At 65.8% G+C, this 17,862-nt stretch carries 18 protein-coding genes; 11 read left to right on the top strand and 7 right to left on the bottom strand.

Going from position 1 to position 17,862, the window contains the following annotated elements; genetic code table 11:
* Nucleotides 1-42 precede the first annotated feature (42 nt).
* Nucleotides 43-591: a DUF8170 family protein gene (locus J0X27_RS00325; RefSeq protein WP_207270531.1), complete on the top strand. Its 549-nt coding sequence runs from the start codon at nucleotides 43-45 to the stop codon at nucleotides 589-591.
* Here J0X27_RS00325 and J0X27_RS00330 read toward each other — a convergent pair whose 3' ends face one another.
* Nucleotides 592-1,248, bottom strand: coding sequence for a helix-turn-helix domain-containing protein (locus J0X27_RS00330; RefSeq protein ID WP_207270532.1), 657 nt, complete (start codon nucleotides 1,246-1,248; stop codon nucleotides 592-594). It abuts the gene before it with no gap.
* Nucleotides 1,249-1,386: 138 nt separating this feature from the next.
* Here J0X27_RS00330 and J0X27_RS00335 point away from each other — a divergent pair, with 138 nt between their 5' ends.
* Nucleotides 1,387-1,611, top strand: a complete 225-nt coding sequence (locus J0X27_RS00335) for a YgaP family membrane protein (protein WP_207270533.1) — start codon at nucleotides 1,387-1,389, stop codon at nucleotides 1,609-1,611.
* A gap of 30 nt (nucleotides 1,612-1,641) precedes the next feature.
* Here J0X27_RS00335 and J0X27_RS00340 read toward each other — a convergent pair whose 3' ends face one another.
* The 5 genes from J0X27_RS00340 to J0X27_RS00360 form a co-directional block, all read right to left on the bottom strand.
* Nucleotides 1,642-2,616 carry an aldo/keto reductase gene (locus tag J0X27_RS00340; protein ID WP_207270534.1) on the bottom strand — a complete coding sequence of 325 codons (975 nt, stop codon included), beginning with the start codon at nucleotides 2,614-2,616 and terminating at the stop codon, nucleotides 1,642-1,644.
* Between the two features lie 176 nt (nucleotides 2,617-2,792).
* Nucleotides 2,793-4,664: a formate/nitrite transporter family protein gene (locus J0X27_RS00345; protein ID WP_207270535.1), complete on the bottom strand. Its 1,872-nt coding sequence runs from the start codon at nucleotides 4,662-4,664 to the stop codon at nucleotides 2,793-2,795.
* 96 nt (nucleotides 4,665-4,760) lie between these two features.
* Nucleotides 4,761-5,909 (bottom strand): ABC transporter permease, encoded by a 1,149-nt coding sequence (locus J0X27_RS00350; RefSeq protein WP_207270536.1) that lies wholly within the window; start codon nucleotides 5,907-5,909, stop codon nucleotides 4,761-4,763.
* On the bottom strand, nucleotides 5,899-7,752 hold the full coding sequence (locus J0X27_RS00355) for a PrsW family intramembrane metalloprotease (RefSeq protein ID WP_207270537.1): 1,854 nt from the start codon (nucleotides 7,750-7,752) through the stop codon (nucleotides 5,899-5,901). Before J0X27_RS00355 ends, J0X27_RS00350 begins: the two co-directional genes overlap by 11 nt.
* Nucleotides 7,749-8,663 (bottom strand): ABC transporter ATP-binding protein, encoded by a 915-nt coding sequence (locus tag J0X27_RS00360; RefSeq protein WP_207270538.1) that lies wholly within the window; start codon nucleotides 8,661-8,663, stop codon nucleotides 7,749-7,751. Before J0X27_RS00360 ends, J0X27_RS00355 begins: the two co-directional genes overlap by 4 nt.
* Before the next feature lie 193 nt (nucleotides 8,664-8,856).
* Here J0X27_RS00360 and J0X27_RS00365 point away from each other — a divergent pair, with 193 nt between their 5' ends.
* A complete protein-coding gene (locus J0X27_RS00365; RefSeq protein ID WP_207270539.1) occupies nucleotides 8,857-9,279 on the top strand; it encodes an SRPBCC family protein in 423 nt (140 codons plus the stop codon).
* A 60-nt stretch (nucleotides 9,280-9,339) separates the two neighbouring features.
* Here J0X27_RS00365 and J0X27_RS00370 read toward each other — a convergent pair whose 3' ends face one another.
* The gene (locus tag J0X27_RS00370) at nucleotides 9,340-10,257 is read right to left on the bottom strand and encodes an alpha/beta fold hydrolase (RefSeq protein ID WP_207270540.1); all 918 of its coding nucleotides are present in this window, start codon (nucleotides 10,255-10,257) and stop codon (nucleotides 9,340-9,342) included.
* Between the two features lie 298 nt (nucleotides 10,258-10,555).
* Between J0X27_RS00370 and nirK the strand changes: the two genes are divergently transcribed.
* The 8 genes from nirK (at nucleotide 10,556) to J0X27_RS00410 (ending at nucleotide 17,861) form a co-directional block, all read left to right on the top strand.
* Nucleotides 10,556-11,611, top strand: a complete 1,056-nt coding sequence (gene nirK / locus J0X27_RS00375; RefSeq protein WP_207271986.1) for a copper-containing nitrite reductase — start codon at nucleotides 10,556-10,558, stop codon at nucleotides 11,609-11,611.
* 57 nt (nucleotides 11,612-11,668) lie between these two features.
* Nucleotides 11,669-12,256, top strand: a complete 588-nt coding sequence (locus J0X27_RS00380) for a plastocyanin/azurin family copper-binding protein (protein ID WP_207270541.1) — start codon at nucleotides 11,669-11,671, stop codon at nucleotides 12,254-12,256.
* Nucleotides 12,257-12,517: 261 nt separating this feature from the next.
* A complete protein-coding gene (locus J0X27_RS00385) occupies nucleotides 12,518-13,273 on the top strand; it encodes an SCO family protein (RefSeq protein WP_207270542.1) in 756 nt (251 codons plus the stop codon).
* A 3-nt stretch (nucleotides 13,274-13,276) separates the two neighbouring features.
* Entirely contained in the window at nucleotides 13,277-13,807 is a 531-nt protein-coding gene (locus J0X27_RS00390) for a TlpA family protein disulfide reductase (protein WP_207270543.1), read from the top strand.
* Between the two features lies 1 nt (nucleotide 13,808).
* Nucleotides 13,809-14,471, top strand: coding sequence for a cytochrome c biogenesis CcdA family protein (locus J0X27_RS00395; protein WP_207271987.1), 663 nt, complete (start codon nucleotides 13,809-13,811; stop codon nucleotides 14,469-14,471).
* Between the two features lie 342 nt (nucleotides 14,472-14,813).
* Nucleotides 14,814-15,353: a cupredoxin domain-containing protein gene (locus tag J0X27_RS00400; protein ID WP_207270544.1), complete on the top strand. Its 540-nt coding sequence runs from the start codon at nucleotides 14,814-14,816 to the stop codon at nucleotides 15,351-15,353.
* 5 nt (nucleotides 15,354-15,358) lie between these two features.
* Entirely contained in the window at nucleotides 15,359-17,104 is a 1,746-nt protein-coding gene (locus J0X27_RS00405; RefSeq protein ID WP_207270545.1) for a cytochrome c oxidase subunit I, read from the top strand.
* A gap of 37 nt (nucleotides 17,105-17,141) precedes the next feature.
* Nucleotides 17,142-17,861: an aldo-keto reductase family protein gene (locus J0X27_RS00410; RefSeq protein WP_207270546.1), complete on the top strand. Its 720-nt coding sequence runs from the start codon at nucleotides 17,142-17,144 to the stop codon at nucleotides 17,859-17,861.
* The last annotated feature ends 1 nt before the right edge of the window (nucleotide 17,862 follow it).

The following is a 17,862-nucleotide window of genomic DNA, read 5'->3' on the forward strand; positions in this document are numbered from 1 at the left end:
GACACGGAAACTACTATCCACAATTCGCGATAATCACTGCGTATGACAGACGACGATCCGCCGGTCCCCGAGGCGGTCCTCACGAGCGCGACGGAGCGACTCGAGGCCGAGGAGCTCTCGCTTGCGGACAACGAAGAGATCCTCCAGGCGTTGAGCGAGCTCCGGCCGGTCTACGAGAGCGAACGGTCGTACTTCGTCCTCGGCAACTACGACCGCGAGCCGATTCGGCGGCTGAACCTCGTCGTCGATCGGCTGAACCGCCGGTCGGACGCCTACGCCTTCCGAATGGTCGACGTTCGCGGCGAGTGGGACAACGGCATCCAGAAGTTCTGCCTGATCGCGGACCTGGTCACCCACGTCGTCGGCGTCGCCGAACGAGAACCGAGCGGCTTTCTCGTCGAACAGGGCCTGCTCGCGGGCACCGAGGAGTACTTCGAGAAGACCCACGTGCTCAAGCGCGAGTACCCGGACGAGGACCGCCCCTACGACTGGATGCAGGACGGCGTCTTCGACCTGCTCGAGGAGGAGGGACGACTGTACCGGTGGGAAACCGAAGCCGAACTTGCCGAGATCACGGAGACGATCCCGTGATCACGACTCGAAGAGAGACCACATCACAGTCGATTCGGCCTTCTGGAGGTGCTCCGCCGCGGTCGCGGTCGCACACCCGAGCTCGTCGGCGACGTCCTCGCTCGTCGCGTTGCGCGGCACGTCGAAATAGCCGAGTTCGAGGGCGGTTTCGACCGCGTCCCGCTGTCGGGGTGAGAGTCGGCCAACGACGCTATCGGGAGCAACTCGCTTTCCACCGACCGCCTCGACGGTGACGCCGACCGCGTCGGGAACGCCGTCGACTGCGGCCTGAACCTCCGCCTCCGTCCCGATGATCGTGTACGTGGTGCTTCCGTCCTCGTTACATTCGATGGGCGGAACCGTCATCAGGCTCCCGCTCGTGAAGGTCTCGAACAACGAGCGCGCGGCCGGCGAAACCTCCCCCTCGAAGAAGCAGTAACACTCCCGGTCGGTGATCGGAAGGAGTTCGGAGTCCGAAACCATCCCGCTCTCGTCGAGCACGCGTTCGAACCGCTCGTACGCTCCCTCGAGCCGGAACAGAAACGCCGTCGGCGGATTCGAGACGTTCCAGTTGACGATCCGGGCTCGCTCGAGGTAGCTTGCCCCACCTGCGAGGAGTTCGTATATCGGCGGTGCGTAGTCGCCCCGTGGACGGAGGGTTATGCGGACGCGTTTCATGATCCGTCGTTCGTATTGCGGGGCGAAATAACTGGTCTAGGAACAGACCGCGTGGGATCGGGTGGTTCGGCTTGCTGTATAAATCCGCCCGAGCGATTCGGCTGTACTCGTTACTGCGTTCGGCCCCTTCGATCGAATATGGAACGGAACGTCGGCGGACTGGATCGAATCGTCAGGGGCGTCTTGGGACTCTGGTTGCTCGCGGTCGCCGTCGCGGCACTCGTCGCCGATCGGCGCGGGACCGCCGTCGCGACGGGAATCGCGGCGGCAGGCTTGCTGTTCAACGCGACGACCCGGTTCTGTGGCGGGAACTACTTGCTCGGCATCGATACGACCGAGGGCGCGTCCTGTTCGCGAGAGTAACGCGACGGTAGTGGCGTTCGAGGAACGCCTTCAGCTGTGTCCGGACACCGGAAGCGGCTCGTAGGGCTCCTCGAGGTACTCCATGTCCGACTCCGATAGCTCGATCTCGAGGGCTTCGACGGCCTGCTCTAAATGCTCGACGCTGGTCGTACCGACGATCGGCGAGTCGACCCAGTCCTTGTGGAGCAGCCACGAGAGCGCGATCTGGGCCATCGTCGCGCCCCTGTCGTCGGCCAGGTCGGCGACCCGTTCGTTGATCTCGCGGCCGCCACCCTCGCGGTAGGGGTGTTCGTACATGTGCTCCTCGGTCTCGCCGCGGGTCGTGGCGTCGATCTCCTCGTGGGGCCGCGTCAGGTATCCCCGAGCCATGGGTGACCACGGAACCACGCCGATCCCTTCGTTCTCACAGAGCGGCAGGGTCTCGCGTTCTTCCTCGCGGTAGACGAGGTTGTAGTGGTTCTGCATCGTGGCGAAGCGCTCGAGACCGAGCCGATCGCTGGTGTGGAGCGACTCGGCGAACTGGTGGGCCCACATCGAGGAGGCCCCGATGTAACGGATGTGGCCCCGCCGGACGGCGTCGTCGAGCGCTCGCAGCGTCGTCTCGATCGGCGTGTCGTAGTCCCAACGATGGGGTTGGTAGAGGTCGATGGTATCCATCCCGAGTCGCTCCCGGCTTGCGGCCAACTCCTGTTCGATCGCCTTCCGGGAGAGCCCACCCGAGTTCGGGTCGTCGTCGCGCATCCGGAAGTAGCCCTTCGTCGCGACGACGGCCTCCTCGCGGTGCCCCTCGAGTGCCTCGCCCAGGATCCGCTCGGACTCGCCCCGCGAGTACATGTTCGCGGTGTCGAAGAAGTTGATCCCCAGATCGAGCGCCCGATCGATGATTTCCTTGCTCTCCTCGTCCTCCAGGACCCACTCGCGCCAGTCGCTCGAGCCGAAGCTCATACAGCCCAGACAGATGCGACTGACTTCCATGCCGGTCGATCCGAGGGTCGTGTACTCCATAGCGAGGGTACGGAAACCGGAGGGAAAACAGTACGTACTGTGGCAATCGATGACAGCCGTCTCGCTCCGTCTCGGGGGCGCGCTCGAGACGATAACCGCCCGAGGTGACCAGCGTCGACGCCGTGGGATCGGGAAGCGAGATCGCGATGTGGAGCGACGGGCCGGACGCCCGCGGACTACCAGTGGCCGAACAGCCGCTGGACGACGCTGCGGTCGCTGGGCCGTTCGGCGAGCAGGACCGAGCTGTCGACCTCGTTGACGACGTCCATGTGCAACGAATCGCTCATCAACCGCGAAACCACCCCTTCCTCGGTCGCCCCGATGAGGATGAGCGAGTGGTCCTTCGACTGCCGGCAGATGGCGGTCTCGACGTCGCCCGAGTCGTCGACGACGATCTCGGCGTCCTCGAGGTCGCGTTCGGCGGCCCACTCGGCGAGGAACTGTTCGCCCCGCTCGCGGTCCTCCGGGCTGGCGACGACGTGTTGGAGCGTGATCTCGGCCCCGGAGTGGTCGCGAAGCGTCCGTGCGACCTCGGCGCTCAGGTCCGAGTCCGGGCCGCCCGCGGTCGGGAGGAGGACTCGCGAGGTGTCCAGGTCCCGATCCTTGAGGATCAGGAAGTCACAGGGGAGGTTGCTGGTCAGTTCGTTTATCCGACCCTCGGCACGACCCTGGCCCCACGGTCGGTCCTCTCCCCAGCCAAGCACGACGAGATCGGCCTGCTCGCGTTCCGCGGTGTCGAAGACGTCCTCGAACGAGCGGTGGGAAACGACCGTCGACGTCTCGCAGTCGACGTCGTAGGACGCCGCTCGCTGGCAGACGCTTTCCATTCGCTGCTCGGACTCGGAGACGATCCGCTCGGTCTGGCCGGCACCGTATCGCATCGACGCACGACCCGGCATCTGGACGATGTGGACGGCGTGTACTGTCGCGTTCTCGTGGCCGCTGGCCAGCCGGCAGGCGAGGTCGACGATCGTCGACTCGGTTCGCGGGTTCGAAATCGGGACGAGCACGCGATAATCGCCGTTGTCGGTCGCGTGGGTCTCGGCAGTGTCTATCAAGGGAACGTACGACCGACCCACGTAGCTGCCGAACAACCACTCAGATATCGAGAGCTGGCGATCCGCTCCCTCGAACCGGGCGGACTCGAGGCGGTGTTCGCTGGTCTGGAAGTAGTTGACGACCGTGACCAGGACGATGCCGCCGATGGTGTTTCCGAGCAGGACGGGCAGGACGAAGTCGGTGACGCCGACGAAGGGGTGGAGGCCGCCGTCGAGCACCAAGTAGACCATTTCCGTAAACGAGACGACGACGTGAAACAGGTCCCCGAGTGGAATGGCGAGGAAGGCCATGTAGACGACGACGAGCCGCGAGATCGTGTCGCGGGAGGCGTAGACGATCCAGACGACGCCGGCGACGATCAGCCCGGCGAATGCGGCCTTCGAGAAGAGGGCCCACCACGAGGTCTCGACACCGTGTTCCGCGAGGCTCATCGCGGCAGCCGCCGTGTTATCGTCGAAGACCTGACTGTAATACAGCGCGATCGCCCCGAGCCCGCCGCCGGCGAAGTTACCCGCGAGGACGATCGTCCAGTGGCGAAGCAGTGCGGGGATGCTGGCCAATCGCTCGAGCGTCAGCGCGACCGGCGGCAGCGTGTTCTCGGTATAGAGCTGGTAGCCACCGATGATGATGTAGATGAAGCCAAGCGGATAGAGCAGTTTGCTCAGAATCGGGTTGTCGGTCTCCGCCGTCAGGGACGCGTACAGCAGGAACGTAATCGTGATCGCAAACCCGGCGGCGAGACCGCTGAAGAACAGTTCACGACCGCCGGAGGTGATTTCCTCGTCGGCGGCGGCGACGATCCGCTGGAAGATCTCGTCGGAGGAAAACCGATCCCGGACGACCGCTCCGACCGCCGGCGCACCGCTTCTGGACCGTTCGACCGCCTCTCGAACCTGTTCCTGTTCGGGCGGGTCTCGGTCCTGTCGTGGGGGGTCGCGACCCTGTTTTGGGGGGTCTCGGTCGGTCCGCTCCTGATCGGGATTACTCATTAACAGGTACGCACGCCTAGAAGGACTAAGCGTTTAGGATCTGCCACTGCAACCGGGTCGAATCGCGGTCCGCGACGGCCAGGTTCGCTCGAGGCGTTACAGCGAATCCGCCTCGAGTCGGCCGATGGCCAGCCTGAGCGCGACGAACGCTCCGACGGCGAGCAGGCAGTAGGCGGCGAGCAGTCCCCAGGTCGTCGCCGTCGGGTTCCCGATCGCGAACTTCGCGACCGTGTTCGCGGGGTGTTCCGGAAGGGCGGTTGCGACGACCAGCGCGCCGACGGTGGCTACCGAGTAGAGCAACTGAGCCTGCCGTCGATCCGGGGCCCACAGCGCGACCCCGGTCCCGACGGTGACGACGAGCACCGAGAGCGCGGCCACCACTACGATCAGCGCCGCCGGTCCCGCGATCGTGGTCCCGTTGACCGCCAGCAAGAGGAGCCAGGCGATCGCCTGAACCGGTGCCAGTGCCGCGATCGACAGCAACTTCGTGTCGATCACGTCCGCGAGCGACAGCGGGGCGACCCGGAGCAGTTCGAGCGTCCCGCGCTGGCGCTCCTCGATCACCGAATCGACGACGATCGAGCCGCTGATGAACACCGGCAGGAAGCACAACAGCGGGAGCAAGACCGTGTACGTGAAACCGACGTATGGACTCGCCTGGATCTGCGACGGGACCGGAACCGGCGACTGCTCGAGCCGGCCCGCGTCGGCGTTTTGCTGGCGCTCGACGCGTTCGACGTGCTCTAAGGTGTTTCGAAGCTGAACGACGAGCAGGGTCGTCCGAAGCCCCTCCTCGGGCGCGGTCACCCTGACGCTGAGCCGGCCGTCGTCGGTCCTGTTCGCGTCGAGAACCGCGGCTACCTCGTCGGTCTCGAACGCGTCGTAGGCGGTCCCCCGATCGCTGTAGCGCCGGGCGGTGACCCCACTTTGTTCGCTCGCAGCCGCGAGCAACTCCTCGGTGTCGTCGCCGGTGACGGCGACCGTCGTCTGGTAGTCGTCGATCGATCCCGGATCGTACAGCGAGACGAGTCCGACCACCAGAAACGAGGAGAACCCCGCGATGAAGAGCTGGATCGCCAGCGCCAGCAGGATCGTCTTCTCCGAGCGCAGCGACGCTAGTTCTCGGCGGGCGATGGCCCAGCGTGCACCCCAGCTCGAGCCGGCGTCGATACCGCCGTCCGGGCGCGCCGGCGGGTTCGGCCCGCGCCGAATCGACTCCCGATCGGGGTCGCGCTCACGCGACAAGCCGGAACACCCCCAGGTTGTAGGTCACGTGGAGGATCGTCGCTGCGACGAGCCCGACGACGTAGCCGGCTCGACCGCGGGTCGCTCCGAGCGAAGCGGTGACGGCCGTCACCGCATGTAAGCCAAGCGGTGCGAGAAAGACGAGCAGGAGTATCAGCGGATCGCTCGAGAGGGCGGGGCCGAAGGCGGCGGCACCGACTGCAAGTTCGGGCAGACCGACGAACTGGACGACGTGGGTGAGTTTCTCTCCGACGAAGAAACCGGCCCCCGAGAGCGCGCCGACGACGGCGGCCGTCCGCAGCGTCGGCTCGAACCGCGAGCGGGCGAAGCCGGCGTAGACGTGGATGCTCTTCGCGACTTCCTCGATCGCTGCGGCGACGACGACGATGACGGGCAACGCGACGCCCTGCGGAACGACGAACAGGAGGGCAACGGCGACGAGCTGACCCGCGAAGACGAACGGAATGAAGAGGATCGAGAGTAGGGAGATACTCCACGAGCTGTGAATCCGCCTCGCGATCGCGTCGACGACTTTCGCCGGGATCGGCTTCTGTGCGAACATGTCCTCCTCGCGGTAGACGCCGATCCCCAGCAGGAAGCAGACGGCCGCGCTGAGATAGAACGGGCCAGTCGAAAACAGGTACTCCCCCAGTCGAACCGATTCGTCTTGCAGATCCATCACGACCAGCGTCAGCGGCGAGATCAGCGCGATCGGGTTTACCTCCGTGAAGATCGCCGGAATGAACGTATACGTCGTCAGCACGACGCTGATCGTGACCGTCACGAACGTCAGCTCCTTGAACGAGCGGGCGAGCATCGCGCCGATGAACGTCGACGCCAGAAAGAGTACGGCGATCGGTATCGCCCCGGCGACGGCCAGCGGGCCGCCGTCGATCGCGACGGCGATCGCGACGACGATACCGACGAGCCCGAGCAGATACGGCAGCGTCTTTCCGGCGACGATTTCGTAGCGCGACGCCGGTGACACCAACAGGAGTTCGCCCCGTCGCTTGACCCGCTCGTCCATGATCGTGCTTCCGTACGACTGGATGACGAAGTTCATCGGCACGATAAACAGGAACGCGAGGACGAGCGATTTGAAGGGGAACGGCGGCGCGATCGAGCCGGGCGTCTGCGACGTCGTCGATCCGCCACCGACGGTCGGAACCTGCAGGGGCCCGTCTCCCCCGGTCCCGTCGGTACTGCGATCGCTACCGCCGACGGTCGTCGATCCGTCTCCACTACCGCCTTCGGCCCCCTCGTCGGATCCGTCCCCAGCATCGGTTTCGCCCCCAGTGGAGACACCGGAGCCGGTCGTCCCGCCAGGATCGCGTTGCCGATACTCGATCGAAACGGAAACCGGATAGGCGGCCGCCCGATCGGATTCGTTCTCCATGAGCCGCGAGTTGTACGCCGTGATCGAGCCGCGAAACGCCTCGTAGGCGGCCGCGCCGTTGTCGCCGACGTGTGTAATCCGCCCGCCTTGTGTCACCACGAGATCGACGTTCGCCGGGTCCCCGTGCTCGCGTTCGACGTCCTCGAGCGGTATCGCCCGGAACTCCTCGCTCTGGACCGCGACGTCGTGATACTGACTGTCCTCGTCGACGCCGACGACGTAGAGCTCCCGCTCGAGGCCGGGGCCGTCGTCGGCGACGGAAGCCCCCGCGACGCCGACTACGAGCACCATCGCGAGGAGCGCAAGCGCCGTCTTCCGGTCGACGGTGCCGATGCTCCGGGAGACCTCCCAGCGGGCGATCCGACTCGTGCGCGCGATGATACCTTGAAGCCAGCGACCGAACCGAAGCACGTGCGAGAGGAGCCACTGCAGACGGCCGTCGCTCACGCCTCCGTCCTCCCCGGTTCGCTCGCGACCTCGAGGAAGATCTCCTCGAGACTCGGCGTCTTCGTCTGGATGTCGGTCACCCGACCCCCGTCCGATTCGACGCCCTCCCGGACGGCATCGACGGCGGTCATATCGCCGACGACGTGACGGACCTGCCCGTTCTCGCGCGTGACCTCGATCGGCGAGTGTCCGTCGACGGCGCGGCTCCCGTCGGCCGTCGCGTAGACGTGGTACTCGGTGCCGCCGTGGGCGTCCCGGATCTCCTCGAGGCTACCCCGGGCGACGATCCGGCCGTCGTTCATGATGACGATCCGGTCGCAGATGCTCTCGACGTGGAAGAGGTTGTGCGCGCTGAAGACGATCGTCTTCCCCTCGTCGCTCAGTTCGCGGGTGAACTCGATGATGTAGTTGGTCGTCAACGGATCCAACCCCGACGCCGGCTCGTCGAAGATCAACACGTCGGGATCGTTCACCAGGGCACGCGCGATCGCGACCTTCCGTTGCATCCCCTTGGACATGTTGCCGATCCGTCGCTCGCGGTGCTCGAGGTCGAGGCGGTCCAGCGAGTCGTGGATCCGCTCCCGAGAGACGTCGGCGGGAACGTCGTAGAGGTCGGCGAAGAACTCGAGGTAATCGATCGCCGTCATCTCCTCGTAGAGCGGCGATTCCTCGGGGAGGAAGCCGAGTCGGCGCTGCATCGCGGGTTCGCCGGGCGTCTGCCCGGCGACGACGGCGGTGCCGGCCGTGGGTTCGATCAACCCTGCGAGCATCTTCAGCGTGGTCGTCTTGCCTGCGCCGTTCGGGCCGACGACGCCGAAGACCTCGCCGCGCTCGATTTCGAAGGAGCTCCCCTCGACTGCGGTGAATCCGCCGTACTCCTTCCGGAGGTCGTCTACCTCGAGTATGGCCATTCGTTAGCCCGACGGAAGGAGTCAGCCAAGTAAAATCTAGCGGCTGACGACAGTCAAGATACGCTGATCGATGGCGCTCCCGGCCCGCTCGGGCGTCCGTCTCCAAACCCCCGTTCGCGCCACCGCGGCTCGTCGACGCCGACGTCCCCACGCCGTGGCAACGCCCTTGGTCGCTGACCGCATAGCAACGGCCATGACTCGAGTTCGGACCGCGCGAACGGGAGACGGTCGCTGCCTCGAGGTGTCGCACGTCCTCGGGGTTCCGGCGGCCGACGCCTGGGACCCCCTCGTCGATACGACACAGTGGCCGGCGTGGTCGCCGACCGTGATCGGTGTCGAGGCGACGGACCGCCGGGTTCGAACCGACACGACGGGTCGGATTCGGGTTCCGGGCGTCTGGCTGCCGTTCAGGATCACGTCGTGTACCGAGCGCCGGTGGGCCTGGCGCGTGGCGGGACTCCCCGCGACCGGCCATCGCGTCGACGACCTCGGGGACCACCGGTGTCGGATCGCGTTCGAACTGCCGCTCTCGGGGTCGGGATACGTGCCGGTCTGTCTCCGCGCACTCGAGAACCTCGAGGAGTTGCTCGACGACCGGGCAGCGATGGAGCAGTAGCAGCGAGCCGAAGACTGACCCGCGGGGCCACGACCGACGCCGCGAGACCGGGTTACGCGATCACGATCCCAGATGCGAGCGGAGCAGTGCGGTCACCCGGTCGGGCTCCTCGTGGAGCACCCAGTGGCTCGCCGCGGGGAACAACTCGAGACGGCTGTCGGAACAGAAGCCCGCGCTGTCGACCGCCAACGCGGGGACGAGCGCGTCGTCGTCCTCGCCCCAGACCACGAGCGTCGGTGCATCGACCTGCTCGCGTGGCGGCGTCGATGGATATCGTGTGGCCGCGCGATACCAGTTGAGCATCCCGGTGAGCGCGCCGTCTCGATCCCAGGCACGCCGGTAGGCGGCCACCTCGTCGTCGCCGAACGTTCCCGGTCGGGCCGTCCGCCGAAGCGCTCGCTCGAGCAGGCGGTAGTCGTCGTACCGACAGGCGAACTCGGGTAACCACGGCAACTGGAAGCCGATCGCGTACCAGCTTCGACGCAGTTGCTCCGGGTTCGAGCGGAGTTGCCGGCGATAGGCGGTCGGATGCGGAGCGTTGACGATACCGAGCCGATCGATCACCTCTGGATACCGAAGCGCGAGTTCCCAGGCGACCATCCCGCCCCAGTCGTGGCCGACCACGTGTGCGGCCGCTTTTCCCTCGCTTCGGATCAGGGCACGGACGTCCCCCGCGAGTTCTCGAGTGCGGTAGGCTCGGACCCCCTGTGGTTTTTCGCTCAGGTTGTACCCCCGTTGATCGGGAACGAGTACCTGGTAGCCGGCCCCGACGAGCGGCGCGATCTGCTCCCGCCAGCCGTACCAGAACTCGGGAAAGCCATAGAGCAAGACGACCAGCGGATCGTCCTCGTCGCCGGCAGTGACGACGTTCAACTCGACTCCGTTGACGACGCGAGCGGTCGCGTCGATATCGATCGATGCCGGAACGACGGACTCGATATCGAGTTCCGTGGTCGTCGATCGCTGGTTCGATCCCATCGGGTTTCCATGCGTCACGAACGGTCATATCGGTTGGGTGACCGACCGGGAGAACTCGTTCTATAGACGGGCGACTCGAATGGCTGGTCGGCGGTGAGCGGACGATCACCGGACTCCGAAGGGTCGGGACCCGTTCTGTCCACACGGTCGACCGGAGAGGTATTTAAATGACCACGATATACGGGGATTCTTCGAATGGATTACTATACAGCGGGAACCGTCGCGATGGTTGATCATACGTCCACCACTATATGCAGATAGGACAATGACCCAAACTCAAATCAGTCGACGGCGGGCGATGCAGGCGATTGGGGCGACCGGCGCGCTGGCGGTTGCCGGCTGTCTCGGTGGAAGCGGAGCGGAGAACGACGCAGAACCAAACCAGTCGGCCGATGGGGAGGGACTACCGGAAGCGAAGGCGGTCGACGTCGACCGGATCGCACGGGATCCGACGGACATCCCCCCGCCGGTCGACTGGAACGAGCCCCGCGAGCACGACGTGACGGTCGAAACGGTCCGGCAGACGGCCGAGATCGAGCCCGGCGTCACGTTCGAGTACATGACCTTCGAGGGGCAGGTGCCGGGGCCGATGATCCGCGTCCGGCGCGGTGACCGCGTGAACCTCACGTTCGACGTCCCGGAGGACCTGAACATGGCGGCTCACAATATGGACTTCCACGCGGTCTATGGCCCCGGCGGCGGAGCCGAGGCGACCACGATCGCACCCGGCGACGACCCGGCCCGGATCAGCTTCACCGCCGACTACGCCGGCGTGTTCATCTACCACTGTGCGATCCCGAACATGGATCAACACATCAGCTCGGGGATGTTCGGCTCGATCCTCGTCGAGCCCGAAGACGGCCTCCCCGAGGTCGATCACGAGTACTACCTCGGCCAACACGAGATCTACACCGACGGCGACGTCGGCGAAGCCGGCCACCACAGCTTCGACTTCGACGCCATGCTCGAGGAGTCGCCGACCTACGTCGTCTTCAACGGCCAGGCCTACGGCTTCACCGAGGACGGCGTCGGGCCCATGACGGCCGAAACCGGCGACACCGCACGCGTGTACTTCGCCAACGGCGGGCCCAACCTGCTGAGCTCGCTCCACCCCATCGGCAACGTCTGGAGCCGCTACTACCGCGACGGCGACCTCCTGAGCGAGCCCGACCAGAACATCGAGACCGCGCCCGTCGCCCCCGGGACGACCACGGCTGGCGAGATGGAGTTCCCCGTCCCCGGTCCCGTCAAAATCGTCGACCACGCGCTGACGCGGGCCACTCGCCGCGGTGCCCTCGCCGTCATCGACGTCGACGGCGAGCCCACTCGAGACGTCTACGACGAGGATCCGTAAGCGATCCCGAACGGTCCTCCCGGACGGGGGACCGACGACCGACCACACACCACCACTATGACGTTCGTTTCCCGTCGTACCGTGCTTCGATCGGCAGCCCTCGCGGTCGGCATCGGCCTCGCGGGCTGTCTCGAAGACGTCGCCGACCGCTCGAGCGACGGCGACGAGCAGCCGCCCGAGAACGCCGGCGAACCGGGGATCCCCGCCGAACGGATCACCGTTACGGCGAATTCTCGACCCAACCCCAAATTCGAACCGCAGGTCGTCCACGTCGTCCCCGGTGGGACCGTCGAGTGGCTCGTCGAGACCGGTCGCCACGACGTCACCGCCTACCACGAGGACGGCCACGGCCCGCACCGAACACCCGAAGGCATCGAGTCCTGGGGGAGCGACCGGCTCAGCGGCGTCGGCGCGGCCTACGAGCGCCCCTTCGAGACCGAGGGCGTCTACGACTACGTCGACACCCAGCAGGTCTGTACCTCCCACGAGGTCGCCGGCAACGTCGGCCGTATCGTGGTCGGCTGGCCCGACCCCGACGACGAACCCGCGATGGTCGACCCCCAGCCCGAACTCCCGTCGCAAGCCGCGCGAGCGATCGAACTGTTCAACGAGGAGACTCGGCCGATCCTCGAGGCCGGGCCGTGACGGTCGGCGTCTCGTCCGCGCGACCGTCGAGCCGACCCGGCGACGAACCACTGTAAATCAGTGGAGCGTACCCGCGAACCGACCTGGGTTGCACCGGGAGATCGGTCCAGCGGACCGGAGCGACGATCGCGGTTCGTCGCTTCGAACGGCGGCACTGACCGAATAAACGGCAGATATGGACGAATATGTTCGCCCCTTTCTAAGGGAGCGGGAATCCTGGCGATGCTTTAGCGCACCAAATGACGAGGTCCAGTCACGACCATGACCCCAACACCTACTCCAATCGACAGGCGAACGCTCCTGCGCGCGGCGGGCACGGCGGCGATCGGCGCATCCCTCGCGGGCTGTTCGCAACCGGGTCGGTCCAGCGACGCGGAGGACTCCCTCGTCCTCGATCCGCCGGAGAACCACGACCGGATCGCGAACGCGGACCTCCCGCACCCGATCTACGGGGAAGCGATTCCGGAGGCGACCGTCCCGGCCCCGCTGCACGACCGGACGGTCACGACCACGGAGTTCACCGGGAAGCGCCACCTGATGCTGACGTTCATCTACACGAGTTGTACGACCGTCTGCCCCGGCCTGACCGCGGCCCTGCGGCGCGTCCAGGCCGACGCGATCGAGGAGGGGTACGCAGACGAGATCGCGTTCCTCCCGATCACCTTCGACCCCGAGCACGACACCGACGAGGTCCTCGAGACCTACGGCGAGGACCACGGGGTCGACTTCGACGCCGGCAACTGGTACTTCCTGCGACCGGAGACGCCCGAGGACGCCGAGGCAGTCGTCGAAGATACGTTCGGCGTGGCGTTCGCACCGAGCAACGAGGGAGACGGCGACGGGATGAACGGGAGCGACGGGATGGACGACGGCGACGGCCACGCCCGCCACTTCGTCCACACGTCGTTGATCCTGATCGTGAACAAGGACGGCCTCGTCGAACGCTCCTATACGGGCGGCTCCCCCGGCGGGAACGAAATCGTCGAGAACGCCCGCACCGTCGTCGAGGGGTGGTGATCCATGCGCCGTCGAGAGGTCATCGTCGGTACCGCCGGCCTCGCTGCTCTCGGCGGCGGCGCGATCGCCGTCAGCGAGTGGAACCCTCGCGAGAGCGGCGCGGCCGTCGATTCGATCGAACTCGAGACGATCGACGCGCCGGGGAGCGAGGCCGGAACCGCGACGGTGCCCGAACGCGGTCGGGTGACGTTCGTCGAACTGTTCGCCACCTGGTGTTCCGTCTGTCAGGACATGATGGAACCGCTCGGCCAGGTCCACGACGACATCGACGCGGACGTACAGTTCGTCTCGGCGACCGGCGAGCCGATCGGGAACACCATCACCCGCGAGGACGTCGCGGACTGGTGGCGCGAGCACGACGGGACCTGGCCCGTCGCCCTCGACGCCGATCTCGAACTGACGGAAGCGCTCGACGCCTCGGGCGTCCCGTACGCGTTCGTCCTGGACGCGGACAACGTCGTGACCTGGTCCGGTCGGGGGCGGAAGTCACCCGACGAGATCCGATCGGCCATCGACGACGCTGGAGGTGAGTGACGTGGCGGGTGGCGAACTCCTCGGGACGATGGTGTTCGCCCTCGGCGTGGGCGTGGCGACGTTCTTCTCGCCGTGTGCGTACGCACTGTTGCCCGGCTACGTCGGGTACTACGTCGCTGCGACCGGCGAAGAGACGACGCCACCGCTCTCGGGGACCCTCGCACGCGGTCTCGCAGCGGCCGCTGGCGCGATGGCCGTCCTCGGCTCCCTGTCTCTCGCCGCAGTCGTCGCCGGCGAAACGGTCGGACGAGCGGTCCCACTACTCGAGTACGGTGTCGGCGTCGCGTTGATCGTGCTCGGCCTGTGGGTACTGTACGGCGGGAGCGGTGCCGTCCACGTGCTCCTGCCCGAGCGCCGATCGACCGTCCTGGGGTTCGGGCTCTTCGGCGCGATGTACGCCCTCGCGGCGACGGCCTGTGTCCTTCCGGTGTTCCTGGGACTGGCGTTTCGTTCGCTTCCCATGCCGCCACTCGAGACGGCGCTGGTGCTCGGAACGTACGCCGTCGGGTTCGGCACGCTCATGGTCGCGGTTACGGTCGCGACGGCGTTCGGGTACGCCCTCGGGGCCGGTCGCATCGCCAACTACGTCGACCGGGTGATCCGCGTCGCAGGGGTCGTACTGGTGATCGCCGGCGTCGGCCAACTCTACGTCGCCGCGGTCTAACGTCGGCCCGCTCACGCTCCTGTTTTCGCCCGGTCGTGACGACTAGTCCCGCTCCACCCGTGACTGCAGGCGTGGACCGCCACTAGCCGAGCTGCCATGGTCGAAGCGCCGTCGAATCTTCCCTCCGAGGAATATGTGCGGGACAATGGATATGCAAGTACCACGACGACTCCCGGCTGAATAGAGCTATGCCTTCGTCACACACGCGTGAATCGGAACCGGTGATGCAACGACTCTACGATCGGATCTGGCTGCTCGCGGCAGCAGCGCTCGTGTTCTTCGCCGTCTCCTACGTCGCGTGGGGATGGGTAGACGTGTTCTCGGTTCCCATGGGGTGATTCGATGACGTCACCAATCAAACCTCCGGACGGAAACTGGTGGAATCAACCGGTCAACAGACGGGAGTCGATCTGGCTGGGGCTCGGTGTCGGCTGGTCGCTCATCCTCTTCGGGTGGATGAGCGCCTGGACGCGCGTCGGGGATCAGAACCCGATCGGCGAGACGTTCCGGATCGAGGGCGACGAGTACCGGGAGAAGATGAGCGACTACAAGGACCGGGCAACCGAGACCGACGACGGCCTCGTCCCGCCCGATCGAGACGTGTACCTGCAGGCGATGCGCTTCCAGTGGGACGGCGCACCGGTCGTGCTCGAGGCGGGAACGGAATACGACATCCACCTCAACTCCCTCGACGTCCAGCACGGCTTTTCCCTTCGCCCCGAGGAGGCGCTCAGCAAACAGATCAACCTGCAGGTGTTGCCGGGGTACGAGTGGGTCGTCCCCATGACCTTCGACGAACCTGGCACCTACCACATCATCTGTAACGAGTTCTGTGGACAGGGCCACAGGAGTATGCACGGCACGATCGTCGTGGAGGAGTGATATCGATGACACACAAACTCGACGTTCTCGGTCTGTTCGACAACGAGTATCGCGACGACGGCTTCCGGAGCTGTTCCGTTACGGGGCTCGAGGTCCACCGCACCGTCGACAACTACGTCAAACTGTTCGGCCTCACGGCGGTCATCGCCCTGCTGTTCGGCGGTATCTTCGCCTTTACCGTCGCGATGACCCGCTGGGAAGTGGTCGGACTGCTCGAGCCCGCCGACTTCTACACGCACCTCAGCATGCACGCGTGGAACCTGCTGATCTTCTGGATGGTGTTCATGGAGATCGCCATCCTCTACGTCGGCGGCCCGATGGTGCTTGGCAGACGGCTCCCGATCACGATGGTCGCGAAGGCAGGATGGGCCGTCATGGTCGGGGGTGCCCTGCTGGTCAACTACGCCATCTGGACCACCGAACCACCCAACGAAGCACCGCTGTTGACCGCCTACGTCCCGATGCCCATCTCACCGTTGTTCTACGCGGGTGCGATAATCTTCATCCTGGGCACCGTCGTCGCGGCGTTGCCCTTTTTCGTGACGATGTGGTACGAGAAGCGCGAGAATCCGGGGACGACGCTCCCGCTCGTCAGCTTCGCCGCGTTCGTCACGTCGATCATCGCCGTCGAGGCGCTGGTCGGCGGTCTGTTCGCGTTCGTTCCCACCCTGTTCTGGCGACTCGAGATGATCGAGTGGTGGGACGCGGCCTGGTACCGCCAGATGTACTGGATCATCGGCCACGGGACCCAGCAGATCAATCTGGTGGCGATGATCGCGGTCTGGTACTTCCTGACTCACGTCGTCGCCGGCGCGGAGGTCGTCAGCGAGAAGGTCTCGCGGACCGCGTTTATCCTCTACCTGTTCTTCATCAACCTCGGGGCGGCACACCACCTGCTGTCCGACCCCGCGGTGTCGACCGGCTGGCGGATCTGGAACACGTCCTACGCGTTCTACGGGGCGACGTTCGCGAGTCTGATCCACGCCTTCGCCATCCCGGCGGGGATCGAGGCCGGACGGCGCAAGCGGGGGAAAGGCGGCGGCCTATTCGGGTGGCTGACGTCCGCTCCCTGGTCGAACCCGGTGTTCTCCTCGACGATCTTCTCGATCATCCTCTTCGGATTCCTCGGGGGGATCACGGGCGTCATGATGGGACAGCTCCAGCTCAACATGACCTGGCACAACACGTTCGCGACGGTCGGCCACTTCCACGCCACGGTCGTCCTCGGGACGACGGTCGCGTTCATGGGGCTGATCTTCTTCGTGATCCGGACGATGTTCATGCGCCAGTACATCTCCCAGCGGCTCGCGTCGATTCAGCCGTTCTTCTACTCGGCTGCGATGGGCGTAGCGGTCCTGATGATGATGTACGTCGGCATCCTCTATGGGATTCCGCGCCGAACCGCGGAAGTCGTCGAGAACATTCCCGGGACGGAGTTCAGCCTCTCGGCCGCATCGCCGCTGTTCGCGGTCTTCGGAATCTTCGCCCTGCTCGCCATCGCGGGCGGCGTCCTGTTCGTCGTCGTGGCGGTCGGATCGCTGGTCTTTGGCGACCGCGTCGAGAACGGCGCGGAGAACGCGGATCTCGTCGCCGACGGCGGGCTCGGGATGGCGCAGGATCCGGACGATCCGGTCCACGCATACGAGATGCGCGGGACGTTCGTCCTCTGTCTGGTCTTCCTCGCGGCGTTCGTGATCACGTACCTGCTGAACTGGTATCTACTGACCCAACTCTGGTCGATCGGGGCCTGATCGGCCGCCCGAACCGTTTCGATCGATTTCATCCACCATGACACGTTCCGAATCCGACGCGACCGCATCGCCACTCCAGTTCCTCAGGCGCGCCATCGGCCAGGCCTGGCGGGACCTCTTGAGCGTCTACTACGCGAACACGCCGATCTGGCGGCTGTTCAAGAGCGCCGGGTTGCTCTTCTTTGGCTTCTTTTGCTGGTCGGCCTCGAGTCTCGTCCTCTCCTATGGAATCGAGTGGACGATCCTCGAGTACACGAGGGCCTACGGATTCGTTCTCATTCTCTGGGGGCCGTTGACCCACGCCGTGATCGTCCCGCTCGTGATCCGGCTTCGACGGACCGCCGAGCACCCAGTGGTGCGGGCGGTCGCCCGGAACGGCTCGAAGATCAACCTCTCCGTCTTTCTGGCCATCGTCCTGATCCTCGGGACGGTTCCCATCTCCCCCATGTTGCTCGACTTTCAGTCGCCCCTCGAGAGCGCTTCGGGCTCGGACGTCAATCCCGATCTCTCCTGTACCCGGTCGGATGGGATCGTCTCCTGTTCGCTCTCCGAGTCCGAGGGGATCGACAGCGTCGTGGTGACCAGCGGCAACCGCGAGATCGAACGCGTCGAGGAGCCACCCCTCGAGTTCACGTTCCGTGAGGACGACCTCGAGGAGGTGGTCGGCCAGAAGGAATTCGTCGTCGAACTCCGCGACGAGGACGGCGAGACGCTCCGCCGATACCGGCGATCCGTCTCGTCAGTCCCCGAGGCGTGAC

This window comes from Natrinema longum, assembly GCF_017352095.1.
Taxonomy (GTDB): Archaea; Halobacteriota; Halobacteria; order Halobacteriales; family Natrialbaceae; genus Natrinema; species Natrinema longum.